General features: G+C 53.9%; 27 protein-coding genes and 1 pseudogene. 7 read left to right on the forward strand and 21 right to left on the reverse strand.

Translation table 11 applies throughout. The features are described from left to right. The first annotated feature begins 167 nt into the window (after positions 1-167). The 3 genes from ABIE02_RS07690 to dgcQ all read left to right on the forward strand — a co-directional run bounded on the left by ABIE02_RS07690 (position 168) and on the right by dgcQ (position 3,140). Positions 168-1,085 carry a DUF808 domain-containing protein gene (locus ABIE02_RS07690; RefSeq protein WP_032612286.1) on the forward strand — a complete coding sequence of 306 codons (918 nt, stop codon included), beginning with the start codon at positions 168-170 and terminating at the stop codon, positions 1,083-1,085. A 78-nt stretch (positions 1,086-1,163) separates the two neighbouring features. After that, positions 1,164-1,346: a YodC family protein gene (locus ABIE02_RS07695; protein WP_032612284.1), complete on the forward strand. Its 183-nt coding sequence runs from the start codon at positions 1,164-1,166 to the stop codon at positions 1,344-1,346. Positions 1,347-1,451: 105 nt separating this feature from the next. Further along, on the forward strand, positions 1,452-3,140 hold the full coding sequence (gene dgcQ / locus ABIE02_RS07700; RefSeq protein WP_336994500.1) for a cellulose biosynthesis regulator diguanylate cyclase DgcQ: 1,689 nt from the start codon (positions 1,452-1,454) through the stop codon (positions 3,138-3,140). Here dgcQ and ABIE02_RS07705 read toward each other — a convergent pair. After that, on the reverse strand, positions 3,122-3,934 hold the full coding sequence (locus tag ABIE02_RS07705; RefSeq protein WP_336994501.1) for a mannosyl-3-phosphoglycerate phosphatase-related protein: 813 nt from the start codon (positions 3,932-3,934) through the stop codon (positions 3,122-3,124). The genes dgcQ and ABIE02_RS07705 overlap by 19 nt on opposite strands. Before the next feature lie 299 nt (positions 3,935-4,233). Continuing rightward, positions 4,234-4,461: a YodD family peroxide/acid resistance protein gene (gene yodD / locus ABIE02_RS07710; protein WP_032612275.1), complete on the reverse strand. Its 228-nt coding sequence runs from the start codon at positions 4,459-4,461 to the stop codon at positions 4,234-4,236. Positions 4,462-4,800: 339 nt separating this feature from the next. Here yodD and dsrB point away from each other — a divergent pair, with 339 nt between their 5' ends. Further along, complete coding sequence (gene dsrB, locus ABIE02_RS07715) at positions 4,801-4,989, forward strand: protein DsrB (RefSeq protein WP_059307595.1); 189 nt, start codon at positions 4,801-4,803, stop codon at positions 4,987-4,989. Between the two features lie 102 nt (positions 4,990-5,091). On the opposite strand, the gene rcsA is transcribed toward dsrB, so the two are convergent. The 14 genes and pseudogenes from rcsA to fliF form a co-directional block, all read right to left on the reverse strand. Continuing rightward, positions 5,092-5,715 (reverse strand): transcriptional regulator RcsA, encoded by a 624-nt coding sequence (gene rcsA / locus ABIE02_RS07720; RefSeq protein WP_059307596.1) that lies wholly within the window; start codon positions 5,713-5,715, stop codon positions 5,092-5,094. Between the two features lie 287 nt (positions 5,716-6,002). Next, a pseudogene (gene fliR / locus ABIE02_RS07725) lies at positions 6,003-6,795 on the reverse strand (flagellar biosynthetic protein FliR); the annotation flags it as partial. A gap of 8 nt (positions 6,796-6,803) precedes the next feature. Beyond that, the gene (gene fliQ, locus ABIE02_RS07730) at positions 6,804-7,073 is read right to left on the reverse strand and encodes a flagellar biosynthesis protein FliQ (RefSeq protein ID WP_032612271.1); all 270 of its coding nucleotides are present in this window, start codon (positions 7,071-7,073) and stop codon (positions 6,804-6,806) included. Between the two features lie 10 nt (positions 7,074-7,083). Then, positions 7,084-7,821, reverse strand: a complete 738-nt coding sequence (gene fliP, locus ABIE02_RS07735) for a flagellar type III secretion system pore protein FliP (RefSeq protein ID WP_032612270.1) — start codon at positions 7,819-7,821, stop codon at positions 7,084-7,086. After that, positions 7,821-8,195 carry a flagellar biosynthetic protein FliO gene (gene fliO / locus ABIE02_RS07740; RefSeq protein WP_336994502.1) on the reverse strand — a complete coding sequence of 125 codons (375 nt, stop codon included), beginning with the start codon at positions 8,193-8,195 and terminating at the stop codon, positions 7,821-7,823. The genes fliP and fliO overlap by 1 nt, the downstream gene beginning before the upstream one ends. Before the next feature lie 2 nt (positions 8,196-8,197). Continuing rightward, the gene (fliN, locus tag ABIE02_RS07745; RefSeq protein WP_032612268.1) at positions 8,198-8,611 is read right to left on the reverse strand and encodes a flagellar motor switch protein FliN; all 414 of its coding nucleotides are present in this window, start codon (positions 8,609-8,611) and stop codon (positions 8,198-8,200) included. Further along, on the reverse strand, positions 8,608-9,612 hold the full coding sequence (gene fliM, locus ABIE02_RS07750; RefSeq protein ID WP_032612266.1) for a flagellar motor switch protein FliM: 1,005 nt from the start codon (positions 9,610-9,612) through the stop codon (positions 8,608-8,610). Before fliM ends, fliN begins: the two co-directional genes overlap by 4 nt. A gap of 4 nt (positions 9,613-9,616) precedes the next feature. Continuing rightward, complete coding sequence (fliL, locus tag ABIE02_RS07755) at positions 9,617-10,084, reverse strand: flagellar basal body-associated protein FliL (protein ID WP_032612264.1); 468 nt, start codon at positions 10,082-10,084, stop codon at positions 9,617-9,619. A gap of 111 nt (positions 10,085-10,195) precedes the next feature. Next, the gene (gene fliK / locus ABIE02_RS07760; RefSeq protein ID WP_336994503.1) at positions 10,196-11,395 is read right to left on the reverse strand and encodes a flagellar hook length control protein FliK; all 1,200 of its coding nucleotides are present in this window, start codon (positions 11,393-11,395) and stop codon (positions 10,196-10,198) included. Further along, a complete protein-coding gene (gene fliJ, locus ABIE02_RS07765; protein WP_032612259.1) occupies positions 11,392-11,835 on the reverse strand; it encodes a flagellar export protein FliJ in 444 nt (147 codons plus the stop codon). The genes fliK and fliJ overlap by 4 nt, the downstream gene beginning before the upstream one ends. Before the next feature lie 20 nt (positions 11,836-11,855). Further along, entirely contained in the window at positions 11,856-13,226 is a 1,371-nt protein-coding gene (fliI, locus tag ABIE02_RS07770) for a flagellar protein export ATPase FliI (RefSeq protein ID WP_059307601.1), read from the reverse strand. After that, positions 13,226-13,933 carry a flagellar assembly protein FliH gene (gene fliH, locus ABIE02_RS07775; RefSeq protein ID WP_144882923.1) on the reverse strand — a complete coding sequence of 236 codons (708 nt, stop codon included), beginning with the start codon at positions 13,931-13,933 and terminating at the stop codon, positions 13,226-13,228. Before fliH ends, fliI begins: the two co-directional genes overlap by 1 nt. Further along, complete coding sequence (gene fliG, locus ABIE02_RS07780) at positions 13,926-14,921, reverse strand: flagellar motor switch protein FliG (protein WP_032612254.1); 996 nt, start codon at positions 14,919-14,921, stop codon at positions 13,926-13,928. The genes fliH and fliG overlap by 8 nt, the downstream gene beginning before the upstream one ends. Next, a complete protein-coding gene (gene fliF / locus ABIE02_RS07785) occupies positions 14,914-16,596 on the reverse strand; it encodes a flagellar basal-body MS-ring/collar protein FliF (protein ID WP_059307602.1) in 1,683 nt (560 codons plus the stop codon). Before fliF ends, fliG begins: the two co-directional genes overlap by 8 nt. Before the next feature lie 227 nt (positions 16,597-16,823). On the opposite strand from fliF, the gene fliE reads away from it, so the two are divergent. Both fliE and ABIE02_RS07795 read left to right on the forward strand, forming a co-directional pair. Continuing rightward, a complete protein-coding gene (fliE, locus tag ABIE02_RS07790; RefSeq protein ID WP_032612250.1) occupies positions 16,824-17,138 on the forward strand; it encodes a flagellar hook-basal body complex protein FliE in 315 nt (104 codons plus the stop codon). A gap of 67 nt (positions 17,139-17,205) precedes the next feature. Then, positions 17,206-18,000 (forward strand): FkbM family methyltransferase, encoded by a 795-nt coding sequence (locus tag ABIE02_RS07795; protein WP_059307603.1) that lies wholly within the window; start codon positions 17,206-17,208, stop codon positions 17,998-18,000. A 59-nt stretch (positions 18,001-18,059) separates the two neighbouring features. On the opposite strand, the gene ABIE02_RS07800 is transcribed toward ABIE02_RS07795, so the two are convergent. After that, positions 18,060-18,686 carry a glycosyltransferase family 32 protein gene (locus tag ABIE02_RS07800; protein ID WP_336994504.1) on the reverse strand — a complete coding sequence of 209 codons (627 nt, stop codon included), beginning with the start codon at positions 18,684-18,686 and terminating at the stop codon, positions 18,060-18,062. Between the two features lie 248 nt (positions 18,687-18,934). Here ABIE02_RS07800 and yedD point away from each other — a divergent pair, with 248 nt between their 5' ends. Then, positions 18,935-19,348 carry a lipoprotein YedD gene (gene yedD / locus ABIE02_RS07805; RefSeq protein ID WP_059307605.1) on the forward strand — a complete coding sequence of 138 codons (414 nt, stop codon included), beginning with the start codon at positions 18,935-18,937 and terminating at the stop codon, positions 19,346-19,348. Between the two features lie 47 nt (positions 19,349-19,395). Here the strand turns inward: yedD and amyA are convergent, their stop codons facing one another. From amyA to fliD, 4 genes are read right to left on the reverse strand one after another with little or no spacing between them, the layout of a single operon-like run. Beyond that, the gene (gene amyA, locus ABIE02_RS07810) at positions 19,396-20,883 is read right to left on the reverse strand and encodes an alpha-amylase (RefSeq protein ID WP_059307606.1); all 1,488 of its coding nucleotides are present in this window, start codon (positions 20,881-20,883) and stop codon (positions 19,396-19,398) included. 54 nt (positions 20,884-20,937) lie between these two features. Continuing rightward, positions 20,938-21,312: a flagella biosynthesis regulatory protein FliT gene (gene fliT / locus ABIE02_RS07815; RefSeq protein WP_059307607.1), complete on the reverse strand. Its 375-nt coding sequence runs from the start codon at positions 21,310-21,312 to the stop codon at positions 20,938-20,940. Positions 21,313-21,317: 5 nt separating this feature from the next. Continuing rightward, the gene (gene fliS, locus ABIE02_RS07820) at positions 21,318-21,722 is read right to left on the reverse strand and encodes a flagellar export chaperone FliS (RefSeq protein WP_059307608.1); all 405 of its coding nucleotides are present in this window, start codon (positions 21,720-21,722) and stop codon (positions 21,318-21,320) included. A gap of 13 nt (positions 21,723-21,735) precedes the next feature. Further along, positions 21,736-23,151 carry a flagellar filament capping protein FliD gene (gene fliD / locus ABIE02_RS07825; protein WP_059307609.1) on the reverse strand — a complete coding sequence of 472 codons (1,416 nt, stop codon included), beginning with the start codon at positions 23,149-23,151 and terminating at the stop codon, positions 21,736-21,738. Between the last annotated feature and the right edge of the window lie 133 nt (positions 23,152-23,284).

A 23,284-nucleotide genomic window follows, 5' to 3' on the forward strand; every position in this document is an offset into this window, starting at 1 on the left:
GCGTAATAAAAAGGACGCATATAGTTAACGTGAAAACTATCATGCTGGCGAGTCCTTTAATTGTGTGTCAGTTGTGAATTATTTGTTGACATAAACGGGATGGTTTCGGGGTTGCGGGTTTTACTCCATACTGTTCAGGTTATTAACAAAAAAGAAGGAACGTAATTTTGGCGGGAAGTAGCTTATTAACACTGCTGGATGATATCGCCACGCTGCTGGACGATATTTCGATGATGGGAAAACTGGCAGCGAAAAAGACCGCGGGCGTACTGGGCGACGATCTCTCTCTCAATGCGCAACAGGTCACCGGGGTACGCGCCAATCGGGAGCTGCCCGTGGTCTGGGCTGTCGCAAAGGGGTCCTTACTCAATAAAGTGATCCTCGTGCCGCTGGCACTGCTGATCAGCGCCTTTATCCCGTGGGCCATTACCCCATTGCTGATGATTGGCGGGGCGTTTCTCTGTTTTGAAGGGGCAGAGAAAATATTGCACACGCTTGAATCGCGTAAAGAGAAAGACAAGGAAAGCCCGGCGGCGCGACAACAGCGGCTGGAAGCGCTGGCCGCGCAGGATCCTGTTACCTTTGAGCGGGATAAAATTAAGGGCGCAATCCGCACCGACTTTATTCTTTCGGCTGAGATCGTGGCCATCACCCTGGGCATTGTGGCGGATGCGCCGCTACTGAACCAGGTGCTGGTGCTCTCCGGGATCGCCATTGTGGTCACCATTGGGGTCTACGGCATTGTAGGGATCATCGTTAAGCTCGATGATATGGGCTACTGGCTGAGTGATAAAACCAGCGCGCTGGCGAAGATGACCGGTAAAGCCCTGCTGGTGGTTGCCCCCTGGCTGATGAAATCCCTGTCGGTGATCGGCACTCTGGCCATGTTCCTCGTCGGTGGCGGGATTGTAGTGCATGGCATTGCGCCGCTGCATCATGCCATTGAGCACTTCGCGCAGGCACAAGGTGCTGTTATTTCAGCCACTTTACCCACCTTACTGAATCTGGTGATCGGTCTGATCATCGGCCTGATTGTGGTGGCGATAGTAAAACTCGTGGAAAAAATGCGAGGTCGCTCACATTAATAACTTCTGGCTATACCAGGCATAACTGCTATTCCTCGACTAAATTGATACAGTTTCACACTGATAAAGGAGGCGGTTATGGTCTTTCTGGTCAGCGATGAAGTTAAGCCTAAAAACGGCGGTCCACGTATGGTCGTAACCGGCTATGCAAGCGGAATGGTGGAGTGTCGCTGGTACGACGGTTACGGCATCAAGCAGGAAGCGTTTCGTGAAGAGGAGCTTCAGCATGGTGATGGCATCCGGCGGCAGGACAAGGCTTAAGTCACGCTACGCCCGGCATTGCCGGGCGTTTTTGTGCGCTATAATCGCTAACAGGCAGTAATATTTGCCCATGCGGATAGCGCAAGTGGCTTTCAGGGAGTCTGTGTGCAGCCCGACGATATTGTAAGAAAAGAGTTTTCTTCGGCACGTCATCATTTTCATCCGAGCCGGGTTGTTAATATTTGTTTTATTACTGTCCTCATCTTCTCCACGTTACTGACCTGGCGCGAAGCTGTGGTGCTGGAAGACGCCTACTCCGCCACGCAACACACGCATCTGGAGAACGTGGTCAACTCACTGGATCGCCAGCTACAGTTCAGCGTTGAAAAGCTGCTCTTCTTCCGCAACGGGATGCAGGATGCCCTTGAGACGCCGCTGGCCTCTAGCGTGCTCCACGATACCGTCTCCCGCATTAGCGACCTGCGGACAAAAGCCTCGTGGCAACTGACCTTTGACGAGCGGCGCACCTTAACCCTGCATGGCGTTTCGGATGCCTTTGTCCAGCAAACAAACAGTCTGATCCGCGAAGATGAACGGCTCGAAAAGGAGATGAGCGCCGCCTTCGAAATGGGCTATTTGCTGCGCATCAACTCCCCGGCGGCGCATGCCAGGCGCGTCGTTTACGTCTCACGGGCGGGGTTTTACGTCTCAACCGATCCCCATGACGCGGAGCGGGACATTATCGGCCGCTACTATCAACTGGTGACCAGCCCGTGGTTTACCGGGCAGTCACAGCGTGATAACCGTGACCGCAGCGTCCGCTGGTTTACGCATTCTGTTCTGTCTGATTATCAAAACGAGCAAATCGTCACGGTCAGCGTGCCGGTCGATTACCAGCGTTACTGGTACGGCGTGCTGGCGATTGATTTTACCCTTCAGGGGATGAAGAAGCTGCTGCAGGACGCGGTCGATGGTAATGGTGAAGGCGAGTTCCAGCTCTACGACGAGAGCTTTACGCTGCTCGCCACCTCGGAGAGTGTCGTCAGTCACGCCAACCGTTTTGACGAGCGGGAACGGGCGCAAATTGCCGGTGCGATGGAAAAGGATAAAGAAGGGGAGCTACGGCTGGGGAGCCGGTATGTTAACTGGCAGCATCTGGACCACTTTAACGGCGTTCTGCTGCGCATCCACACCCTCAGGGAAGGGGCGCAAGGCGATTTTGGCAGTATTACGATTGCCCTGACGCTGCTGTGGCTGCTGTTCACCGGCATGCTGGTGGTCTCGTGGTTTGTCATCCGCCGGATGGTCAGCAACATGTACCGGCTGCAGAACTCGCTCCAGTGGCAGGCGTGGCACGACCCCCTGACGCGGATCAATAACCGCGGGGCGCTGTTTGAACGGGCGAAAGTGCTGGCGAAACGATGCGAACAGCAGCAGCAGCCTTACTCGGTGATGCAGATGGATCTCGACCATTTTAAAAATATTAATGACCGCTACGGCCACCAGGCGGGTGATAAGGTGCTCACCCATGCGGCCAGATTAATCACCAGCACGATACGGAAAGTCGACGTCGCCGGGCGCGTGGGCGGCGAAGAGTTTTGTGTCGTCCTGCCGGGGGCCGGCCCTGAGGAGGCAATGCAGATTGCCGAGCGGATCCGCCTGCGCATCAACGATCGCGAAATTCTGGTGAAAAAGAGCCAGACGGCACGCATCAGCGTGTCGATTGGCGTGAGCAGCGCCCAGGAAAGCAATAATTATGACTTTGAACAGCTGCAGTCCATCGCTGATGCCCGTCTCTACCAGGCGAAGCAGCGAGGACGCAATCAGGTGGTCGGTCAGGACGATACGAAGTGATCCAGCCCTTCACGCCAGCCCGCAGGGCCGGGCTGTTGGGTGTGGTAAACCCGTTCCGGGTCGTCGTTTTTCAACTGGATGCCCTGGCGGTTAATGCCTTTAATCACCACCGCCAGGTCAACACTGTCCAGCAGCGGCGCATCGTTTGGCCCGTCACCCAGCCCTAAGGTGGTGGGCAACATGCCGTCGCGCTGCAGGTACTGCTCGTTGAGCCAGCTGACGGCCTGGTCCTTGCCGCCACGGGCATCGAGGATATGCCAGAAACGCGCCCCCTGAACAAACTTTAGCCCCAGTGTCTCCAGTGCGGTTTCAAACGCCGCCATTTGCTCGTCGCTGTCGCGCCAGATGAGCGTAACCGAGGCTTCATGCAGCCGCGCCAGCGCCGCGCGTTCGCGGCTCAGCCCCGTCCACTCGCTGAGCACCTTATCATCAACATCATCGAAGGTGGTGAACTTGTACCCCGCGTCGGCGCGAAGCTGATTAATGACCTGGACGATATCGGCATGGGGAACGCCGTTGATAAGCCGCGGGGAGTTGGGATGATCGTTCCAGCGTACATCCAGTTGGACCACGGCGCCGTTTTCAGCGATGAAAGGCAGGCCATCCAGCCCGAGATCGCTCTGGATCTGCAGCATTTCCGCCGCGGTTTTGCTGCTGCAAAGAATAACCGGGATTTGGTGGTCCTGTAACCTCTCCAGCCAGCCAGCGGCGGGCTGCCAGTCGTAGGTATGAATATCCAGCAGCGTACCATCCAGATCACTATAGATGAGCAGCGAGTCCTTAAGTGAAGGCATAGCATCTCCCCTGACAGATGAAGGTCGCGGATAAGAATTATCTTAAAAAAACAGGCCGGTAAAAATGATGATTATGGAACCGATCCCGTTCAAGCCGCATCCGGTGCCCGTTGGCAACCATAAGTAGCATTTTAATTTCGCGTGGCAACTATAAATATGAAGAATATTTCCTTGTCATGCAAAAAAATTGCAGATAAGGTTGCACGCGACATCAGATTTCCTGATGTAACGAATTTACAAGTGCTTCTTGCATAAGCAAGCTTGATCCCGGTCACCCCATGACCGGGATTTTTTTCGTCTTAGCGATTCACTTCCGTCACGCTAAAATCATGGATATCGAGTTCAAAGGCCTCAGCCAGCTCGCGCCAGGTGTGATAATCCCTGTCGTTAACTCTTACCCGGGTGGGGTCATCCTCAATTCGTTTTACCTCGCTCTCGCTGATTTCGTTGATTGCGGCGAGCAGGGCATCGACGTCAACATTCACTTCCCGTTTTGCCGTTTCGCTGTACTCTTTTACGGTCTTCATCACGCACTCCTGATTACACGGTGTCCACCCGTAAGTATAGACCCGTCATACTTACAGGATGCCTGTGCGTCGGCTTGACTGATGGTCTTGCCCCTGTAGGGCCAGCACCAGTGTCCTTGCTCACTCCTGTCACTCCCTCCCGTAAGCTCCTGGGGAGTCGCGACGTCGCCGCGTTGCCTCGCCCCATTGGGGCCAGCAAAAGCGCCGTGCAAAAGGGCTAAACGTTTTGTCAGGCAGCTTGAGAGCATAGACCGTTGATAAAAGCGTCAGTCGCGCGGCAACACGCTGCCAGTTTTCCTGTTTTGTTCTACACTGGCTCAAAAACCAGAGGAGGATTTTATGAAGGTCAACGATCGGGTTACAGTCAAAACGGATGGCGGGGCGCGCCGCCCGGGTGTTGTACTGGCGGTTGAGCCATTTAATGAAGGCACGATGTATCTGGTTTCGCTGGAAGATTACCCGCTTGGGATCTGGTTCTTTAACGAGTTAGGCCACCCTGACGGCATTTTCGTCGAAAGCGAGGAGTAACATGCATGTCGGGTAGCGCGGGCTGGCCCGACCCGAACAGAACAAGGAAAAATCTCTGGCATAGCCAGAGATCGGGCAACAATTGAAAAGGGAAGGGAGCGATTAACGCAGGTTAACGAAAATTCCGTTGGTCACATTGTCTGTCAGTCGCACAACATGATAGATCACTTGCTTATTATGCGTTTTTATCTTCCTTTTAATATTTCCTTTATGTGACGAAACAGTCTTGGCTTTGATATTCATCTGGTCAGAAATCTGAATCGTTCCCTGTCCTGCCATCCACATTCGCAGCATACTGGATTCAGTTCGGCTTAATGATAAAGTCGGAAATTTAATTTCTGCTACATTTTTTATTTCTTTGCTTAAATAATCCCCCACCAGGTCATCCAGTGACTCGGGCTTAATGGATTTAGAACTAATCAGAAGATTCTGACGGACCCGTAAATATTCGTCAAAATGTAGATTAGCAATCGCCATAAATACAATAAACAGGGTGCCGGGATGTTGATTAATGATCTGCTTTATTTGCTGACTGTTGGCAGGATCATGTATGAAACAGTCCTCATTAATAAACACCACACCTGGCGTTAAGGTCTCACATGCGGCGGCAAGTTCGTCAACGTTATGTACGTCGTTGATGTCTTTTTTCTTTACCCCTCTGCTTGCCAGATACCCGGTTAACCCTAGCCGGGTGTAACTGCATAAATCCATAATGATCGTTGACATGGCATACCCTCACTCAATGCATAACGATAATTTACCATCTGCCTGAGAGCTCTATAACAGCCATACGGGATGGAAAAACAAAATTACCTGTGAGCATTACAAGGACTTTCAGGCGAACTCACTATCCCGTAAAGTTACGTATAATTTGCCAGGAAACATCTTAAAGTAAAGTAAATGTTTAATATTGTGAGATGGATAAAAACATTCAGGCCGCGCCAGATATATCCTGGTAGATGTTCCGCAGTTTTTATTTTAGGAATATCCTCAGAAAGACAATATAGAACACAAGGGTTATTATTTCGTTGAAAGCTCGCGCACGATATTGCTCAGCAGATTAAATACCTCGCTGAATAAGTGCTCGCAGAAGGGGGCAATAAGGGGCATTAACAGGGAAATAAGCAACATGCCCACGGTAAGGGTGATCGGAAAGCCAATAACAAACACCGAGAGCTGGGGTGCCATACGGTTCAGTAAACCCAGCGCCAGGTTGACGGTAAGCAATAGGGTGATAAGCGGCAGTGCCAGCATCAGGCCGCTGATGAAAATCAGACCAGCCGCGCGGGTCAGGGCCATAAAGGCATTGCTGTTCACCGCATCACCGCCAATTGGCAGGGTGTGGAAGGTGTCCACCAGCATCGAAATCAGCCACAGATGACCATCAAAAGCCATAAACAGCAGCATCGCCAGCAGGTCGATAATACGGGCGATAATGGGCATGTTCAGGCGACTGCCCGGGTCGAAGAAGGTGGCGAACGACAGACCCATCTGTAAACCAATCAGCTCCCCCGCCATACGGACGGCGGCAAAGGCGAACTGCATGGTAAAGCCGATAGCCACGCCAATCAGGATCTGCTGAAGCCCCACCCACAGCGCCGGAGCTGAGAAAATCGGCACATTGACCGGCGGCAGCGTCGGGGCAACGATAATCGTGATCAGTATGGCGAGGCCAATTTTCACCCGCTTGGGGATCGATCGCTCGCTGAGGATCGGCGCGGTGGAGATCAACGCCAGAATGCGCAGCAGGGGCCAGAAGTAGAGGCCGAGCCACTCAAGCCATTGATCGCTGGTGAAATGGATCATGGCCCGGCTTAGCCGATGATGTACGGCAGGTTGGTAAACAGATTACGCATGTAATCCAGCAGCAGGTTCAGCATCCACGGCCCGGCAATAATGATCGCCACGAACACCGCGATAATTTTTGGGATAAATGACAGGGTCATTTCGTTAATCTGGGTCGCAGCCTGCAAAATACTGATAATCAGACCGGTGACCAGGGCCACCAGCAGCAGGGGAGCGGCAACGGAGATCGCGACTTTCATCGCCTCCGTGCCCATCATCATGACCGATTCTGGCGTCATTGCGCGCTCCTCAACTGTAGAAACTTTGCGCCAGCGAACCGACCAGCAGTTGCCAGCCATCCACCAGGACAAACAGCATCAGCTTGAAGGGCAGGGCAATGGTCGCCGGAGGCACCATCATCATCCCCAGCGCCATCAGCACGCTGGCGATCACCAGGTCGATAATCAGGAACGGAATAAAGATCGTAAAACCAATCTGGAAGGCGGTTTTCAGTTCGCTGGTAACGTAGGCAGGCAGCAGAATGCGCATCGGCACCGCTTCCGGCCCCTGGATTGGTCCGGCGTTGGCCAGACGGGCAAACAGCGCCAGGTCGGCTTCGCGGGTCTGACGCAGCATAAATTCGCGCAGCGGCTGCGCCCCTTTCTCCAGCGCCACCTGCATTGAGATCTTGTCTTCACTGAACGGTTGATAGGCATCGACATAAATCTTGTCGATCACCGGCGACATAATGAAGAAGGTCAGAAACAGGGACAGACCGAGCAGAACCTGGTTCGGCGGCGCAGAAGGAGTACCCAGGGCGTTACGCAGCAGACCAAAGACGATGATAATGCGGGTGAAGCTGGTCATCATCAGCAGGATCGCCGGGATAAAGGTCAGCGAGGTGATAAATACCAGCGTCTGTACCGGCAGGGTCCAGCTCTGGCCACCCCCGGCCATTGGGGTGGAGATCAGGCCTGGCAGCTGGGCGTACACGGCGGGAGCAAACAGGCCAAGGCCTGCAAGCGTAAGGGACAACAAAGGACGCATCACGATCTCCCGGAACGCTTAAGCAAACTCTTCATCACGGACTGAAAATCCGGTGGAACCTCTGCACGACTGTCTTCAGAGACCGGCGCAGGCGGCAATGTATGCAGGAGTGAAATTTGCGAGGCGGTCACACCCAGCACCAGCCGGGCGTCTTCCACTTCCACGATCACCACGCGTTCGCGTGGCCCCAACGAGGTGCTGGCCGCGAGCTTCAACCCGCGTCCTCCTGCGGTTTTACCCGCCAGACCGACACGTTTTGCCAGCCAGGCGACAATCAAAATAAAGGCAATAATCCCCAGCAGCGCACCGCTGACCTGCAGCAGCGGCGAACCGGGCACTGCAGAGGGTTGAGAGACAGTGGCCTGGGTTTTCATCTTTAACGGCTCAGACGACGCATACGTTCGGACGGCGTAATAATGTCGGTGATACGCACGCCGTACTTATCGGCGACAACCACGACTTCACCCTGGGCAATCAGGTAACCGTTGATCAGAATATCCAGCGGCTCCCCGGCCAGGCCATCCAGCGCCACCACGGAACCCTGCGTCAGGCGCAGCAGCTCTTTGATGGTCATCCGGGTACGGCCCAGTTCCACGGTCAGCTTGACCGGGATATCCATAATCAGATCGATATCCTGCAGCGTACCGCTGACGTCACCGCCGCCCAGCTGCTGGAACACCGCATCGGCCACGCTTTTGCTGGCGGGTGCTTTTTGCTCGTTTAACGCCTCAGCCCACAGATCGTCCAGTGCTCCGTTGTTGTCATCGGACGGATTGTTCATATCACTCATTTGGGCTGTTCCTCATTCAGAGAATTCAAAATCGGGTTAATCAGGTGCTCAACGCGTAACGCGTATTGATTGTTTACGGTGCCATACTGGCTGGTCAGCACAGGCACGCCATCCACGTGGGCGATGATGCGGTCGGGTTTTTCGATCGGCAGCACATCACCGGGTTTTAATTTCAAAATCTGCGACAACCGCAGCGGGACATCGGCAAAGTTCGCCACCAGTTCCAGCTGGGAGTGCTGAACCTGACGCACCAGGTTCTCGCGCCAGTTCTGATCTTCATGGCGGGAGTTTTCCAGCGGCGGGTTCACCAGCACTTCGCGCAGCGGTTCAATCATGCTGAACGGCAGGCAGATGTTGAACTCACCGGTCAGGTTGCCGATCTCCACGTGGAACGGGGTGTTAACCACGATATCGTTTGGCGAGGTGGTGATGTTGGTGAACTTCACCTGCATCTCGGAACGGACATACTCCACTTCCAGCGGGTGAATCGCTTTCCACGCGTCGCTGTAGCCTTCAAGCGCCAGCTTCAGCATGCGGTTGATGACGCGTTGTTCGGTATGGGTAAACTCGCGGCCTTCCACTTTCGTGGGGAAACGTCCGTCGCCGCCGAAGAGGTTATCCACGGCGATAAAGACCAGGCTTGGCGAGAAGACAAACAGGCCCGTGCCGCGCAGCGGTTTCAGATGGATCAGGTTGAGGTTCGTCGGCACCGGCAGGTTACGGGCGAACTCATGATACGGCTGAATGCGGATCGCACCGACGGTAATATCCGGGCTACGACGCAGCAGGTTGAACAGTCCCATACGGAACTGACGGGCAAAACGTTCGTTGATGATCTCCAGCGCCTGTAGACGCTCGCGCACCACGCGACGCTGGGTATTGGGATCGTAGGGGCGAATGTCGCTGTCGCCAGCCGCACCCGGTTTTGGATCGTCGGTTTTATCGCTGTCGCCGTTCAGCAGCGCATCGATTTCCGCCTGAGAAAGAATACTGTCGCCCATGTCGTTACCGCAGAATGAAAGCTGTATACAGAACGTCAGTGACTTCCTGCTTAGGTTGACCGCTAATCAGAGGCGCGGCCAGCGTTTGCTTAATGTCTGCCACCAGTTTTTGTTTACCTTCATCGGTAGACAACTGCGCGGCATCCTGGCGCGAGAACAGCAGCAGCAGACGGCTGCGCACTTCCGGCAGGTATTCACTCAGACGGGTACGGGTAGCCTCGTCTTTCAGACGCAGCGTAATGCCCACGTAAAACACGTGCTCAGCATCGCCCAGGTTAACGGTAAAAGTATCCAGCGCGAAAAAGACCGGGGCCGGCGGCGGCGGTAGCTCCGCTTTGGCTGCGGCTGACGGTGCTTTATTCATGCGCCAGTAGCTGTAACCTGCGGTAGCGCAGGCAGCGAGCGTAATTAACACCAGAAGCGGGATCCAGATGGAACGCTTACTTTTCTTGGTGATGGCGGAGTCAGTCATCTGATTCGTGCTTCCTGTTTCGGGACTGCTAATGGGGTGATTATCCCGTGTCCTCTCGCCGTCAAAGAGTCGAAAAGAGGGGGATAATCACGCTACCTCTGGCGTTTAGGTTTAGGCGAAGATATCGACAGCGTTGTTTCCACGTGCCGCGGACTGCAGGGAGGCAGGCACCGCGAGCAGCTCATCGTTCTCTTCATCGAATCCACCCGCGTTACCGGAGCGGGCAGTCTGCTGCTGATGCTGAGAAGAAGCCTGCTGTTGGCCATTGAAATTTTCACTGCTGATGTTGCTTTGCGTCAGCTCAATGCCGTTTTCTGCGAGCTGGGTACGCAGCACCGGCAGTGCCGCTTCCAGCGCTGCACGAACGTGGCTATGGCCAGAGACCATCTGCAGCTGCGCCTGGTTATCATCCAGCTTAAGCGTAATTTGTACCTGGCCCAGATCTTCCGGGTGCAGACGCAGCTCGGCGCTCTGCTGGCCCTGACGGGTAAACAGCGTGATGTGCTGGCTGACGGTCTGCTGCCATTCATTGCTGCCCAACTGGGCGCTGACCACCGGCGCGGCAGCAAAGGTCGGCTGCACCGTAGACGGGGTGCTGACAATCGGCCCCATAGTGGCGGTTGGCCCGGTCGGGGACGGCGTGCTCTCTGCCGCCTGCTTTGATGTCGTCGCGGCAACGGCTGGCGTCAGTTGGGTGTCGGAAGCCATCCCCGCATTTTTATCCTGAACGACGGCTTTGGCGCTACGCAGGGCATCGGTATCCAGTACAGGCTGGCGGCCACGATCGCTGGTCAGGGAGACGTCAGCGTCAATGGCGCCGGTGCTCACCGGCTGTGGTGCGGCGGCAGTGACGGTCTGCTGATGGGGCAGCATCGCCATCAGGGCGCTTAACCCTGCCAGCTCTTCATTGCTAAGCTCGGTTTTGCTGTCGGCCTCTTTGGCTGCCTGGGTCAGGCTCTTCAGCACGTCGCCTTTAACAGCAGGCAGCAGCCCGGAGGTCAGGCCCGGCTGAGCGGTGCTTTCGTCGGTAACGGTGAGATCCTGATGCGCCAGCAGTTCGGCCAGTTTCCCGGCATCGGTATCCGCATCAATATCAGTAGCATCGGCTTTCAGCGCCACGCTGGCCCGCTTACCGCCCGCGGTTTGCAGGTCGTTCAGCGTCAGCCCGGCCTCTTTCCCCTGGCCTTTAACGTCGCTTAACGCGCCCGCCAGCAGGGCAAGAAAGTCCTGCGCGCCGTCGGCCGCTTTTCCGCCCCGAACGCCAGCCGTAAGGTCGGTGTCGCTCGAAAGCAGTTGTTGAAGGGTGATCATTCCGGTGTCCTCATTGTTGCGCGCTGGGCAAACTCATCCATTTTTTTCTGATCGAGACGGTTTTCCGCCAGGGTTGCGGCGGCAAGCTGGCGATCCTGCAAGGTTTGCCACGCCTGTAAACGCTGTTTCTTCTCTCGCCAGAAGTTCAGGGCCCGGTCAACCTTCTCGGTCCACTGAAGCACCTGCTGGCGATGCTGTTCTATGGCTTTCTCCAGCGTCTGGATGAACTGTTGATAGTTGATCCAGCGCTGGCTGCCGATGCCCTGTGCCATATCCGTGTTGAGGTTGGTGCGATACTCATGCTGGTAGTCGATCAACATTTTCAGCTGTTCTTCTGCCTGCTGACATCCGCGGCGCATCGCGCCAAGCTGCTGTGCGGCATTATCAACATCTTTCTCGGCCAGATCTTTCAGCGTGGTTAACGCGCCGTGTTGTGCCATGACATTCGCCCTCTATTCGGTTACACCTGCGGGAAAATCATCTCCAGAGCCTGGATAGAGCTTTCCCAGTCGGCTTTTTCAAAAATACCCTGTTGCAGATACGCCTCCAGATGCGGCCACAGGGCGATCGCCTTGTCGAGCATGGGGTCGCTGCCTTTGGCATAGGCCCCGACGCTCACCAGATCGCGGTTGCGCTGGAAGCTGGAGAGTAACTGCTTGAAGTTACGCACGCGGGCGTAATGCTTCTCGGTAATCAATGCCGTCATTGCACGGCTGATCGAGGCTTCGATATCGATCGCCGGATAGTGACCCGCTTCGGCCAGGCGGCGCGACAGAACGATATGGCCGTCGAGGATCGCTCGCGCCGAGTCGGCAATCGGATCCTGCTGGTCATCGCCTTCGGTCAGCACCGTATAAAACGCGGTGATGGAGCCCCCGCCGCTGATGCCATTACCGGCGCGTTCAACCAGTGCCGGTAACTTCGCAAATACCGATGGCGGATAGCCTTTAGTGGCCGGCGGCTCGCCGATCGCCAGGGCGATTTCTCGCTGCGCCATGGCGTAACGGGTCAGGGAGTCCATGATCAACAGGACATGCTTACCCCGATCGCGGAAATCTTCCGCGATGCGCGTGGCGTAGGCGGCACCCTGCATACGCAGCAGGGGAGACACATCCGCCGGGGCGGCAATCACCACCGACCGGGCGCGCCCTTCGGGACCGAGGATGTTCTCGATAAAATCTTTTACTTCACGGCCACGCTCGCCAATCAGCCCCACCACAATGACGTCGGCCTGGGTGTAGCGAGCCATCATTCCGAGCAGGACCGATTTCCCGACGCCGGAGCCAGCAAACAGACCCATACGCTGGCCGCGACCCACGGTCAGCAGGGCATTGATCGGGCGTACACCGGTATCCAGCACATGCTCGATCGGCGTTCGTTGTAGCGGGTTAAAGGGTTGGGTAATCAGCGCCCCGGTTTCGGTGGTATCGGGGGAGGGCAGACCATCCAGCGGCTTACCGCCACCGTCCAGTACCCGTCCGAGCAGCGCCGGGCCGAGGGGCAACTGCTTGCCGCTGTGCAGCCCGTCGGCAGAGAAATTTTTCGCGTAGACGCGTGCGCCGGGCAGGACGCCTTCGACCTCTTCCAGCGGCATCAGGAACAGACGCTGGCCGTTAAAGCCAACCACTTCGCTCTCGACTTCGTGGATCTCATTCCCGTCCTGGCGTTCGATAATGCAGGTGGCCCCCAGCGGCAGCTGCAGACCGGTCGCCTCCAGCACCAGACCGGTGGCACGGGTTAAGCGCCCATAACGGCGAAGCGCGGGCAGTTGCGCCATTTTGGTTTCAAAATTGTCGAGCGTGTTGAGCCAGCGGGTCAGGCGTGCGGTCATCAGATGACTCCCGGTGCTGCCAGACGGCACAGTTCCTGCCAGCGGGTTGCCACGCTGGCATCCAGATCGCCTTCATCGGCAGAGACTTTGCAGCCGCCGTGATGCAGGGTCGGATCGCCACGCAGACGCCACCCGTGCAGGCTCAGGGTCGCGCCAAGCATCTCTTCCACCCGCTGCAGATCGTCCGGGTGAACGCGCAGCTGCGGTTTGCCGCTGAACAGCGGCTCCTGCTGCAACAGACCCTGGATCTGCTTAATCAGCGAGCTGTTATCCACCGGTGGGGTATGACCAATCACCTGTCGTGCCGCCTCGAGCGCCATCTGCATCAGGCGAGAGGCGATAACGCTGTCCAGTGCGTCCAGCGTATTCTGGAATTCGCTGACCAGCTGCTGCATCCGGGCGTGGATCGGCGCCTGCTGTGTCCGCGCCTGCTCTAAGCCTTGTGCCAGCCCCTGGGCTAACCCTTCCTGATAGCCCTGTTCCTGGCCTTTCTGCCGCCCTTCGTTCATGCCGGCGGCGTAGCCCTGATCGTGTGCCTGGAGCTGGATCTTCGCCAGCTGCTGCGCGCGCTGCTCTTCTTCGCTCAGTTCAGGCTCTTCGTCATCCTCATCTGCCTCGGCAGGTGTCGGGTTCGCAGGCACAAACTCCGCGCGAGGAGGGGAGAGATCGTCCGGTGTCCAGATCTTCCACGGCAGTTCATCAGACATAGGTATCCTCGCCGCTGCCTACCACCATCTCGCCGGTTTCGGCCAGACGACGCACAATAAGGAGGATGGCTTTCTGTTCGTTTTCCACCTGAGACAGACGCACCGGGCCACGGTTGGCAAGGTCGTCGCGCAGGATATCCGCCGCACGCTGGGACATGTTGCGCAGGAACTTCTCGCGCAGCGGCTGTTCGGCACCTTTGAGGGCGATAAGCAGCGATTCGGAGTCCACTTCCTGCAGCAGGCGCTGGATACTGCGGTCGTCCACGTCCACCAGGTTTTCGAACAGGAACATCTCGTCGATGATTTTCTGCGCCAGTTCGCCGTCGAATTCGCGCACTGCGGTAATAACCGCCTCTTCCTGCTGCGTTTTCATCAGGTTGATAATTTCGGCCGCGGTTCTCACGCCGCCCATTTTGCTGCGCTTGAGGTTCTGGCCGTCGAGCAGGCCATTCAGCACTTCGGTCAGTTCCGCCAGCGCCGCTGGCTGGACGCCGCCGAAGGTGGCGATACGCAGCATGACATCGTGACGCAGACGTTCGTCGAACAGCGCCAGAATATCCGCCGCCTGGCCACGCTTGAGGTGGACCAGGATGGTGGCGATGATCTGCGGATGCTCGTCGCGAATAAGGTCGGCAGCGGTTTGCGGCTCCATAAAGTTGAGCGTTTCGATGCCGCTGGCGGTATCGCGGGTTTCGAGAATATCTTCCAGCAGGCTGGCAGCGCGCTCTTCGCCGAGCGCTTTGACCAGCACCGAACGCAGGTATTCGTTGGCATTGACGTTGAGCGCCGCAAACTGTTCGGCTTCCTGCTCAAACTCGGCCAGCACGTCGGTCAGCTGTTTGTTGGAGATCTGACGCACGTTGGCCATCGCCGCACTGAGAACCTGCACTTCGCGCTGGGAGAGGTGTTTGAACACCTCTGCCGCCCGGTCCTCGCCAATGGTCATCAGCAGGATGACGCTTTTATCCGTTCCGGTAAGGTTACTCATTTTCTGTACTCATCCACTGGCGAATGACCAGCGCCACGACGCGCGGATCGTTATCTGACATTTCGCGAATACGCTGGCTCATGACCTCAGCGCCCATGCGCTGGTTAGCACGGCGTTGCTGCATTTGTTCGTCTTTGCTGAGACGCACTTCCACGGCTTCATGGGTCTCTTCGCGCAGCAGGCTTTGCTCTTTCAGCGCTTTGGCCTCTTCGGCACGGCGAACCAGTTGTGGGCGTACTGCTTTACGCCACAGCAGCCAGGCAACAATCACCACCAGTAACCAGCGACAGATTTCAATCAGCAGATCCATAAAGGCCTGCTTCTGCCAGAACGGCAGCTCACCGCTGGTATCGTCCACGGCGCTGAACGGTGAGTTCACGACGTTGAGGGTATCGCCACGCTTCTCGGAATAACCCATGGCTTCACGGGTCAGGTCTTCGATCTGCTTCATCTGCTCGGCCGTCAGCGGCAGGGGCTTACCGTCCGGCAGGGTTTTGTAGTTGACGACCACCGCCACGGAGAGACGCTGCACGTCACCGGTGTTCATTTTGGTGTGGCGAATGGTGCGATCGACTTCGTAGTTAGTTGTTTCGTTACGGCTGCTGGTGCGCGGGCCTGAGTTGGCTGCAGTGGTCGTTTGCTGCTGCTGCGCACCCTGCTGACCGTTCTGCTGGTTCTGTGCCGGGGTGGTAATTGGCGCGGTATTGGCAGGGGCTGGCTGGTTGGAGAGCGCACCCGGCACACCGCCAGGGTTAGGTCCACCGACCTGCAAGTTTTCATTTACCTGACGCGAGCGCATCACGGCCTGGGCAGCATCGCCGTTTGGACGATACTGCTCTTCGGTCTGCTCTTTATCCGCAAAATCGATCTGCGCGGTGACCTGGGCATGGACGTTGCTGGTGCCGACGATAGGACCAAGAATGGCTTCGATGCGGCTCTGAACGCGATTTTCCACGTCGGTGGCATACTTCAGCTGCGCATCATTCAGATCGCGAGCGCTGGTATTGGATTTGGTTAACAGGCGACCCATCTGGTCCACCAGGGTCACGTTACCCGGCGGTAAACCGGCCACGGCACTGGAGACCAGATGGACCACGGCGCTGATCTGCCCTTCATCCAGCGCACGGCCGGGTTGCAGATTAACGGTGACGGACGCCGACGGCGCTTTCTGTTCACGGACAAACAGCGTTGGTTTTGGCATGGCCAGGTGCACGCGGGCGCTTTTCAGCGGGCCGAGGGTTTCGATGGTGCGGGCCAGCTCGCCTTCCAGCGCGCGCTGGTAGTTAACCTGCTCGCTGAACTGGCTGATGCCGAATTTTTCCTGGTCCAGGAGTTCAAAGCCCACCGCGCCGCCTTTCGGCAGACCTTGCTGGGCAAGTCGTAAGCGGAGTTCATGCACTTTATCGGCAGGGACTTCCAGCGCGCCACCATTATCCGAGAAACGGTAGGGGACGTTCATCTGGGTTAACTGGGTGACGATAGCACCGCCATCCTGGTCCGAGAGGTTGCTGAAAAGGGTGCGGTAGTCTGGCTGTTTGGCCCATAAGACCATAGCGACAACGATAGCGATAGCGGCAGCACCTGCCACGATCAACGGCACTTTAGGGTTCGCGCGCAGGCGGCTCATCCATTCGAGAGATTTAGTTTGAGGGCTGGATGTTGCTGTCGCACTCATAGCGCACCTCGTGACTCATCGTGGATTTCATTATTCGTGTGGAGAAACAAAACAGGCTCCCGGGTCGGCAAACACAACAAAAATTCCATAATCATGGCTGTGCCATTATTTGATGAAACGGGAATTTCTATTCGTCAAATAACCTGGTTTTTTCACGCTATTTAGCGCCTTTATCTTATTGACAGGCTGGTACTCTTGAGCGCGTAAAAATCCATCAGGGGAACGTCATGGCAATACAGGGGATTGAAAGCGTCATCAGCCAGTTGCAGGCAACGGCAATGACCGCCCGTCATCAGAACGTGGCTGACGTGCAGTCAACCGTCAGCTTCGCGGGCCAGCTGCATGCGGCACTGGACCGGATCAGCGATACCCAAACCGCCGCACGCGTGCAGGGCGAAAAATTCACTATGGGTGTGCCGGGCATTGGTCTAAATGATGTGATGACCGATTTGCAAAAAGCATCAGTGTCGATGCAGATGGGTATCCAGGTACGTAATAAACTGATGCAGGCGTACCAGGATGTGATGAGTATGCAGGTTTAGTGCTTGGCATCATCTCCAGCGATCATTTCAACATTGTTGTTAGATTAATTAAAATACGGGATTACCTATGTTACCAAGAGTACATGTTGTTAACTCATCGCAAGGCAGCTTTTTAACCTTTGGACATGATGCAATATCTAACCATTTGTTCTCAAAGGACAACTGGGAAAACTGGCAATATGCCATTACGAATGAATTTACACAAGGTTTTGATTCTCCAGTTATTTTTGATTTAGGCGCTAATTTGGGAGCTTATACAATCCCAACGGCGTTATTAATTGAAAAAAATAACGGGCATATATATGCTTTTGAACCTCAAAAAACTGTTTATTATCAACTGTGTGGTAATATTTTTCTTAATAGATTACAGAATGTAACTGCACTAAACAAAGCTGTTGGACAGGAAGCTGGTGTAGTTGAGATTCCCGTACCAGACTATCACAAAATGGATAACGTTGGTGCTTTCTCGATAGTTGAGCAATATCGCAAAAATGAAGGTGTGCAGTCTGCGATGAGTAGTGAAAATGATTTTGTCCAACTGGTTAAATTAGACGACATCTTGTTTAATGATAAAACACGATTCTTAAAAATTGATGTGGAAGGCTTGGAAATCGATGTTTTAAGGGGGGCCATCGGTTTTCTTGAACATAATAATTTCCCACCATTTTCTTTTGAAGCATGGAATCAGCCATGGTTCACAGAAAAGCGTAATGAATTATTACGGTTTATTCTACAACTAGGTTATCATATTGAGCATATTCAACTCCACGATTATATCGCTTATCATCCTAAAAATGAAGCTAAAGTGGATTTCAATCGTGACAGTAATGGGCATCTCATTAGTATACATCGTATAAGTTAAACATCTTTAATTTTAATGATAAATAAAAAGGTCAACCTTTTATCAGGTTGACCTTTTTATTATTTACTATAAGAGTTGTGGGTTGTTCCCCATTCATGGCTAGAAAAAATGCTAATTGGATCTCCTTTATAAGTTTGTCCGGTATGATGAGTTGGGAGAAAAAGATGACTTGGCCAAATTACCATATCGTTATATTTATACTTGTGATAACTATTCGTCAGAAACAAGGGGCCAACCGTAGACCATGCCGGTCCTGGAGGTAAAATAGGCATAGCATGAAGATCAAGTATCATTTGGCCGATAAATTCATTATTAGGTTCGGCAGCAATATAAGTATTTGCAATAAGCCCTGGTACTGCGATTTCGTTTTCCCAACAAGCAAATGCTTTGCTCTGAAACAACCAATTTTCAAGTGGTTTAGTACATAAACTATCTGCGTCAACATAGAAACCTCCTTCTTGATATAAAATTTCAAGGCGCATAAGATCGGCAACACCACAAAGTTGATTACGTGAGGCCATTTCAACCATATGGTTAGCATTAGTCCATGGATGATTTTCAAGTTCCTCATTACCCCAAAGTTTTATTGTCCAATCTGGATGATGCCTCACCCAAGACATAATGTTGTTATCAGGGCGAAGAGAGTCATCTCCCACCCAAATTATATGTATTATTTTTGGTATCACTTATTATCTCCTGATTTTTTAAAATTCAGATAATGTTAAAGGAAAAAAGCGAATTCTTGTACAGCAGAAATTTTTGTAGTTAGATGCATAAAATATGAAAGATTTTGATAGTACAGATATAAATAAAAATTTGCATATTCCTTTGACAACTTTAGTTTTTCTGCCGAAACTATCTTGATATTATACCTGAGTATTAGGTTTAAATACCATGTGCTATATGTTGAAACAACATTTTTTGGGAAAGAATAATGAAAAAAAAAGTAATGATGGCGGGTCTGTTGGCATTAACCGGATGTGTGCAGGTCGACAGATACCAGGATGTGGTCAAGCATCCCGCTCCGGCTGAACTGGCCGGGTACTGGCAGTCGAAAGGGCCGCAAAGCAAAATGGTCAGCCCGGAAGCGATCGCCTCGCTGGTAGTGACGCAAGAGGGGGATACCCTCGACTGCCGCCAGTGGCAGCGCGTGATTGCGGTAAAAGGAAAAGTCATGCTGCGCTCGGATGATTTTTATAACGTGACCAGCAAACTGGATATCTACCCGCTGGATCGTGAAGGCAGCGCCATTGAGTATGATGGGATGATCCTGCATCGCGTCGATCGCCCGACCGTCGAGTGCGCGACATACCTCAGCAAAAATCCGCTCGACAGTAAGCTCCCGTAAGAGATCGGGTGGCCGGGCAAGCGTAGCGCTGCCCGGTTTCTCACTTTTTACAACGCATCCTCTATGACCCACACGCTGACGCTGCCGCCGTTGCAGGTAAACACCCCGGTGCCGGTTTCATCGGTCGTGACGGTTTCTTCCCGATTGCCGAGAAAATCTTTCCAGTTTCTGTTGCCGTAGTTCTCGCCCAGCGTAATTGTCTTTTCGCCCTCGTCGCCGTTAGAGAGCACCACCACGCAGCCCGGATCTTCTTCGGTGCCGCTGCGGCTGAAGGCAATGCAGTTAGGGTGATCGAACCACAGAGTCTGCACGCCGTGGGCAAACCGCTGGCGGGCGAGGATCAGCTGGTCGAGCTGCTCAATCACCGGCATGTCGATATGGTACATCTCACCGTCGCCGCCGGTATCATCATAGCTGGCACCGTACAGATCGGGATAGAAGACGCTCGGCACACCATTCTCACGCAGTAAAATCAAGGCGTAAGCCAGCGGTTTGAACCAGGCCTCGACCGGCGCCTCCAGCGCCTGTAATGGCTGGGTGTCGTGGTTAGCCACCAGCGTTACCGCATGGAAGGGATCGGCCTCCACCAGTGTGCCGGTAAAGATCTGGCTCATGTCGTAATCACGTCCCTGCAAAGAGGCTTCGTGAAACTTCATGTGCAGCGGTGCGTCGAACAGCATGGTTTTCCCGTCCACCTGATCAATGTACTGCTGCAGTTTATCGACATCCGGCGACCAGTATTCCGCCACGATAAACAGCGGCTTCGGTGCCACTTCCTGTACGTGCTCGATCCACTCTTTATAGAACCATGCCGGAATATGTTTTACCGCATCCAGACGGAAGCCGTCACACTGGGTCTGCTCCATCACCCAGCGCGCCCAGTATTTGATCTCCTCCGTCACCGCACGGTTACGAAAATCGATATTCTCGCCCATCAGGTAATCAAAGTTCCCCATCTCGTTATCGACCTGATCGTTCCAGCCTTCGCCGGTGTAGTCGTTAACGATCTTGAAGATGCCATCTTCAGTAGGGTTTTCGATGTGATCGATGCCGCTGAAACATTTGTAATCCCAGACAAACGCCGAGTACTGTCCGTTTCGAACCGGGAAGGTGTAGCGGGTCCAGGCTTCACATTCGATGATCTCATCGTCGATCTGATTGCGATCGTCCGCATTCACCCGCTGGACGCGGATGGCCTCTTTCTCATCGGCCCCCATTTTGTGGTTGACCACCACGTCCATGAGCACCGCAATGTTGTTGCGTTTTAACGCCCCGATAGCGGACAGCAGCTGGTCTTTATCACCGTATTTGGTGGGGACGGATCCTTTTTGATCGAACTCACCGAGATCGAAGAGATCGTAGCAGTCGTAACCGACGGAGTACCCACCGGATGCGCCTTTATAGGCTGGAGGCAGCCAGACCATGTTGATGCCGATGTCGTTTAAATCGTCAGCGCGCTCGGCCACTTCAGGCCAGAGTTGACTGCCGTCAGGGTAATACCAGTGGAAGAACTGTAAGAGGGTGGGGTTTTTCATCTTCCTTGCTCCAGAAGCCGTTTCGGCGGACCTCTGGAGTATGGATGATTTGAATCATAACGGGAGGTCGCGGGTTAAATTTTCCGGATAAAGAATATTGCCTGACAGTTTGCCATAAGTAGAAGTTACCGATTGTTGTTTACCGGTCTGGGTGATCAACTGGCGCAGCTCATTCATTCTGTCCGTCAACAACGCTTTCAGCTCCGTTTCATTCTGCAGCACTTTTTCCAGCAGAAAGCGTGCCTGCTCAATTTGCGCAGGAGGGCAGGCTGAGATGGCGTTTTGTCCGATACTTTCGACTAACTTAACGTACTCCGTCTCTTTTTCAACCAGCTCATCCCACTGGCCGGAATGAGCGAGTTTCAGCATGGCAATACTCAGGGCATGCAGAGCATGCCAGTTGTTAAGAGCAGTGCTAGGGTTGTTCATCAAAATTATCCTGAAATGGAGGTAGCATTGGGGCCGATTTGTTTCCAGGCATCCGCAATGTTATTCAATAAAACCTCAACCTCGACGATCGCCTCTGCATCATTACGTAAGTTCGCGTGTAATAACCGACGAACCATATAGTCATACAGTTCAGCGAGGTTTTCCGGCAAGTCACTTTCGACCTCCATGTTCAAGCCAGCCTTTAAGCCATTGTCAATGATGTTGATGGCTTTAGACAGGGCTTCTCCTTTAGCAGGGATGTTCCCCTGCTCAAGGAAAAGGCGCGCTCTTACCAGCGCGCTATGGGCACCGTCAAACAGCATGACAACCAACTGGTGTGGGCTGGCGCTCAAAACGGCAGATTCAAGACCTACCTTCTGATAGGCCTGAACACCAGAATTGCTATACATATCGGTTCCTTTCTTAATTGTTACTGAACTGTGAGGTCAAGTAGGAAGCAGTGCTGTTGAATTTGGTTACCAGCGAATCCAAATCGCTGAACTGCTTTTTATACCGTGCCATCGTGGCTTCAATAGACAGCTCCATCGCGTCGTAACGTTTGCCAATGGTTTTCAACGTGGCGTTAATACCGTCTTTCGCATTTTGAATAACGCCTTCTTTACCTACAGAGGTGCTCAGCATCTCCGTCAGGGTATTATTCATTTGGGTGGCGAAACCGGTGGTTTTACCGTCCCCAACGAAATAGGCCTGTACGCCCGCCGGGTTTTCTGTCAGCGCCTGGGTTAACTTCTTATCATCAATCTTAAGATTGCCGAACGTGCCGTCAGCACCCTTCAGCGGGTCCTGAGTGATACCCAACTGAGCCATGATCGCATAAGAGCCGGTCTGGACATTGGTTAATAAAGCACGCAGATCTGATTGTACTCCCCTGATAGTGCTGTCACCCATCAGGACACCATTGCTGGAGTTCTGGGAGGTTGCCCCCGTTGCAGGCGGTTCATATTTGGTCAGGGAAGTAATCGTTGATTGCAGCGCGTTATAGGCAGTCACCCACTCGGTAACCGCTTTCTTGTTATCGTCGGTAGATCGCTTCACTGAAAGCGTTTCATCAGCGGTGCTCGGCGCTTTCAGGGTCAGGGTGACGCCCGGCAACGCATCTGTCACGGTATTACTCTGGCGTATAATATCAATGCCGTTAACGTTGATGACGGCATTCTGAGATTTCACCTGCTCTTTAAGCGCAGCGCTGCCAATGACTGCGTTCAGCGTATCATCGCCTGTCACCGTCACCGTCATATCTGAATCGGTACCGGTGGTTTTTGAGGACAGCATCAGACGGTAATCACCGTTATCAGCTTTGACAATGCTCGCGGAAACGTTGCCGTTAGCGGCGTTGATGGCTTTGGCAATGCCGTTCAGGGACGTTTCGCCGTCGGCGAGCGTCACTGTCAGTGGTTTGCTGTCGGCACCGGCTTGGGTAATCGTAATGGTGCGGTTTGTGCCAGTGGTTTCACCCAGCTGTTTGGTATTGCTGTCGATAGTGCCTGGCGCGGTAGTGAGAACCTGGCCTTTAGCAATTTTATTGACATTAATTGTAAATTCGCCAACGTTCGCATTCGTTGAAGTGGTCGCGGCGAACGCGGTATTGGTGCTGGAAACAGACGTTGAGTTCCATGTGTCTGTCTTTGCCAGTTTAGCTGCAGCCGTTTGCAGAGTGGTCAGGGCGCTTTGCAGTTTTCCGTAGCCGGTGATCTGCGCGTCATATTTGGTTTTCTGAGTGGCGATAGCTGTGAGCTTCGTCTCTTCCGCAGCCTGTAACTTATCGTACAGATCTGATAAACCCGGCATCCCCACCCCAAGGTTGCTGATAGTCGCCATAATTAATTCCTTTCCAATGGTTGTTTCAGACCTATATCGGCCAAAACAGAGAAAAGTTTACGCTATAAGGAAAAAAATAAATCGCGCAATAACCCCCTCTTATAGGCGCTTTTATGAGCGTAAGGACTCTTGC

It is taken from the genome of Leclercia sp. 1548 (assembly GCF_050435045.1).
Classification (GTDB): Bacteria; Pseudomonadota; Gammaproteobacteria; order Enterobacterales; family Enterobacteriaceae; genus Enterobacter; species Enterobacter adecarboxylatus.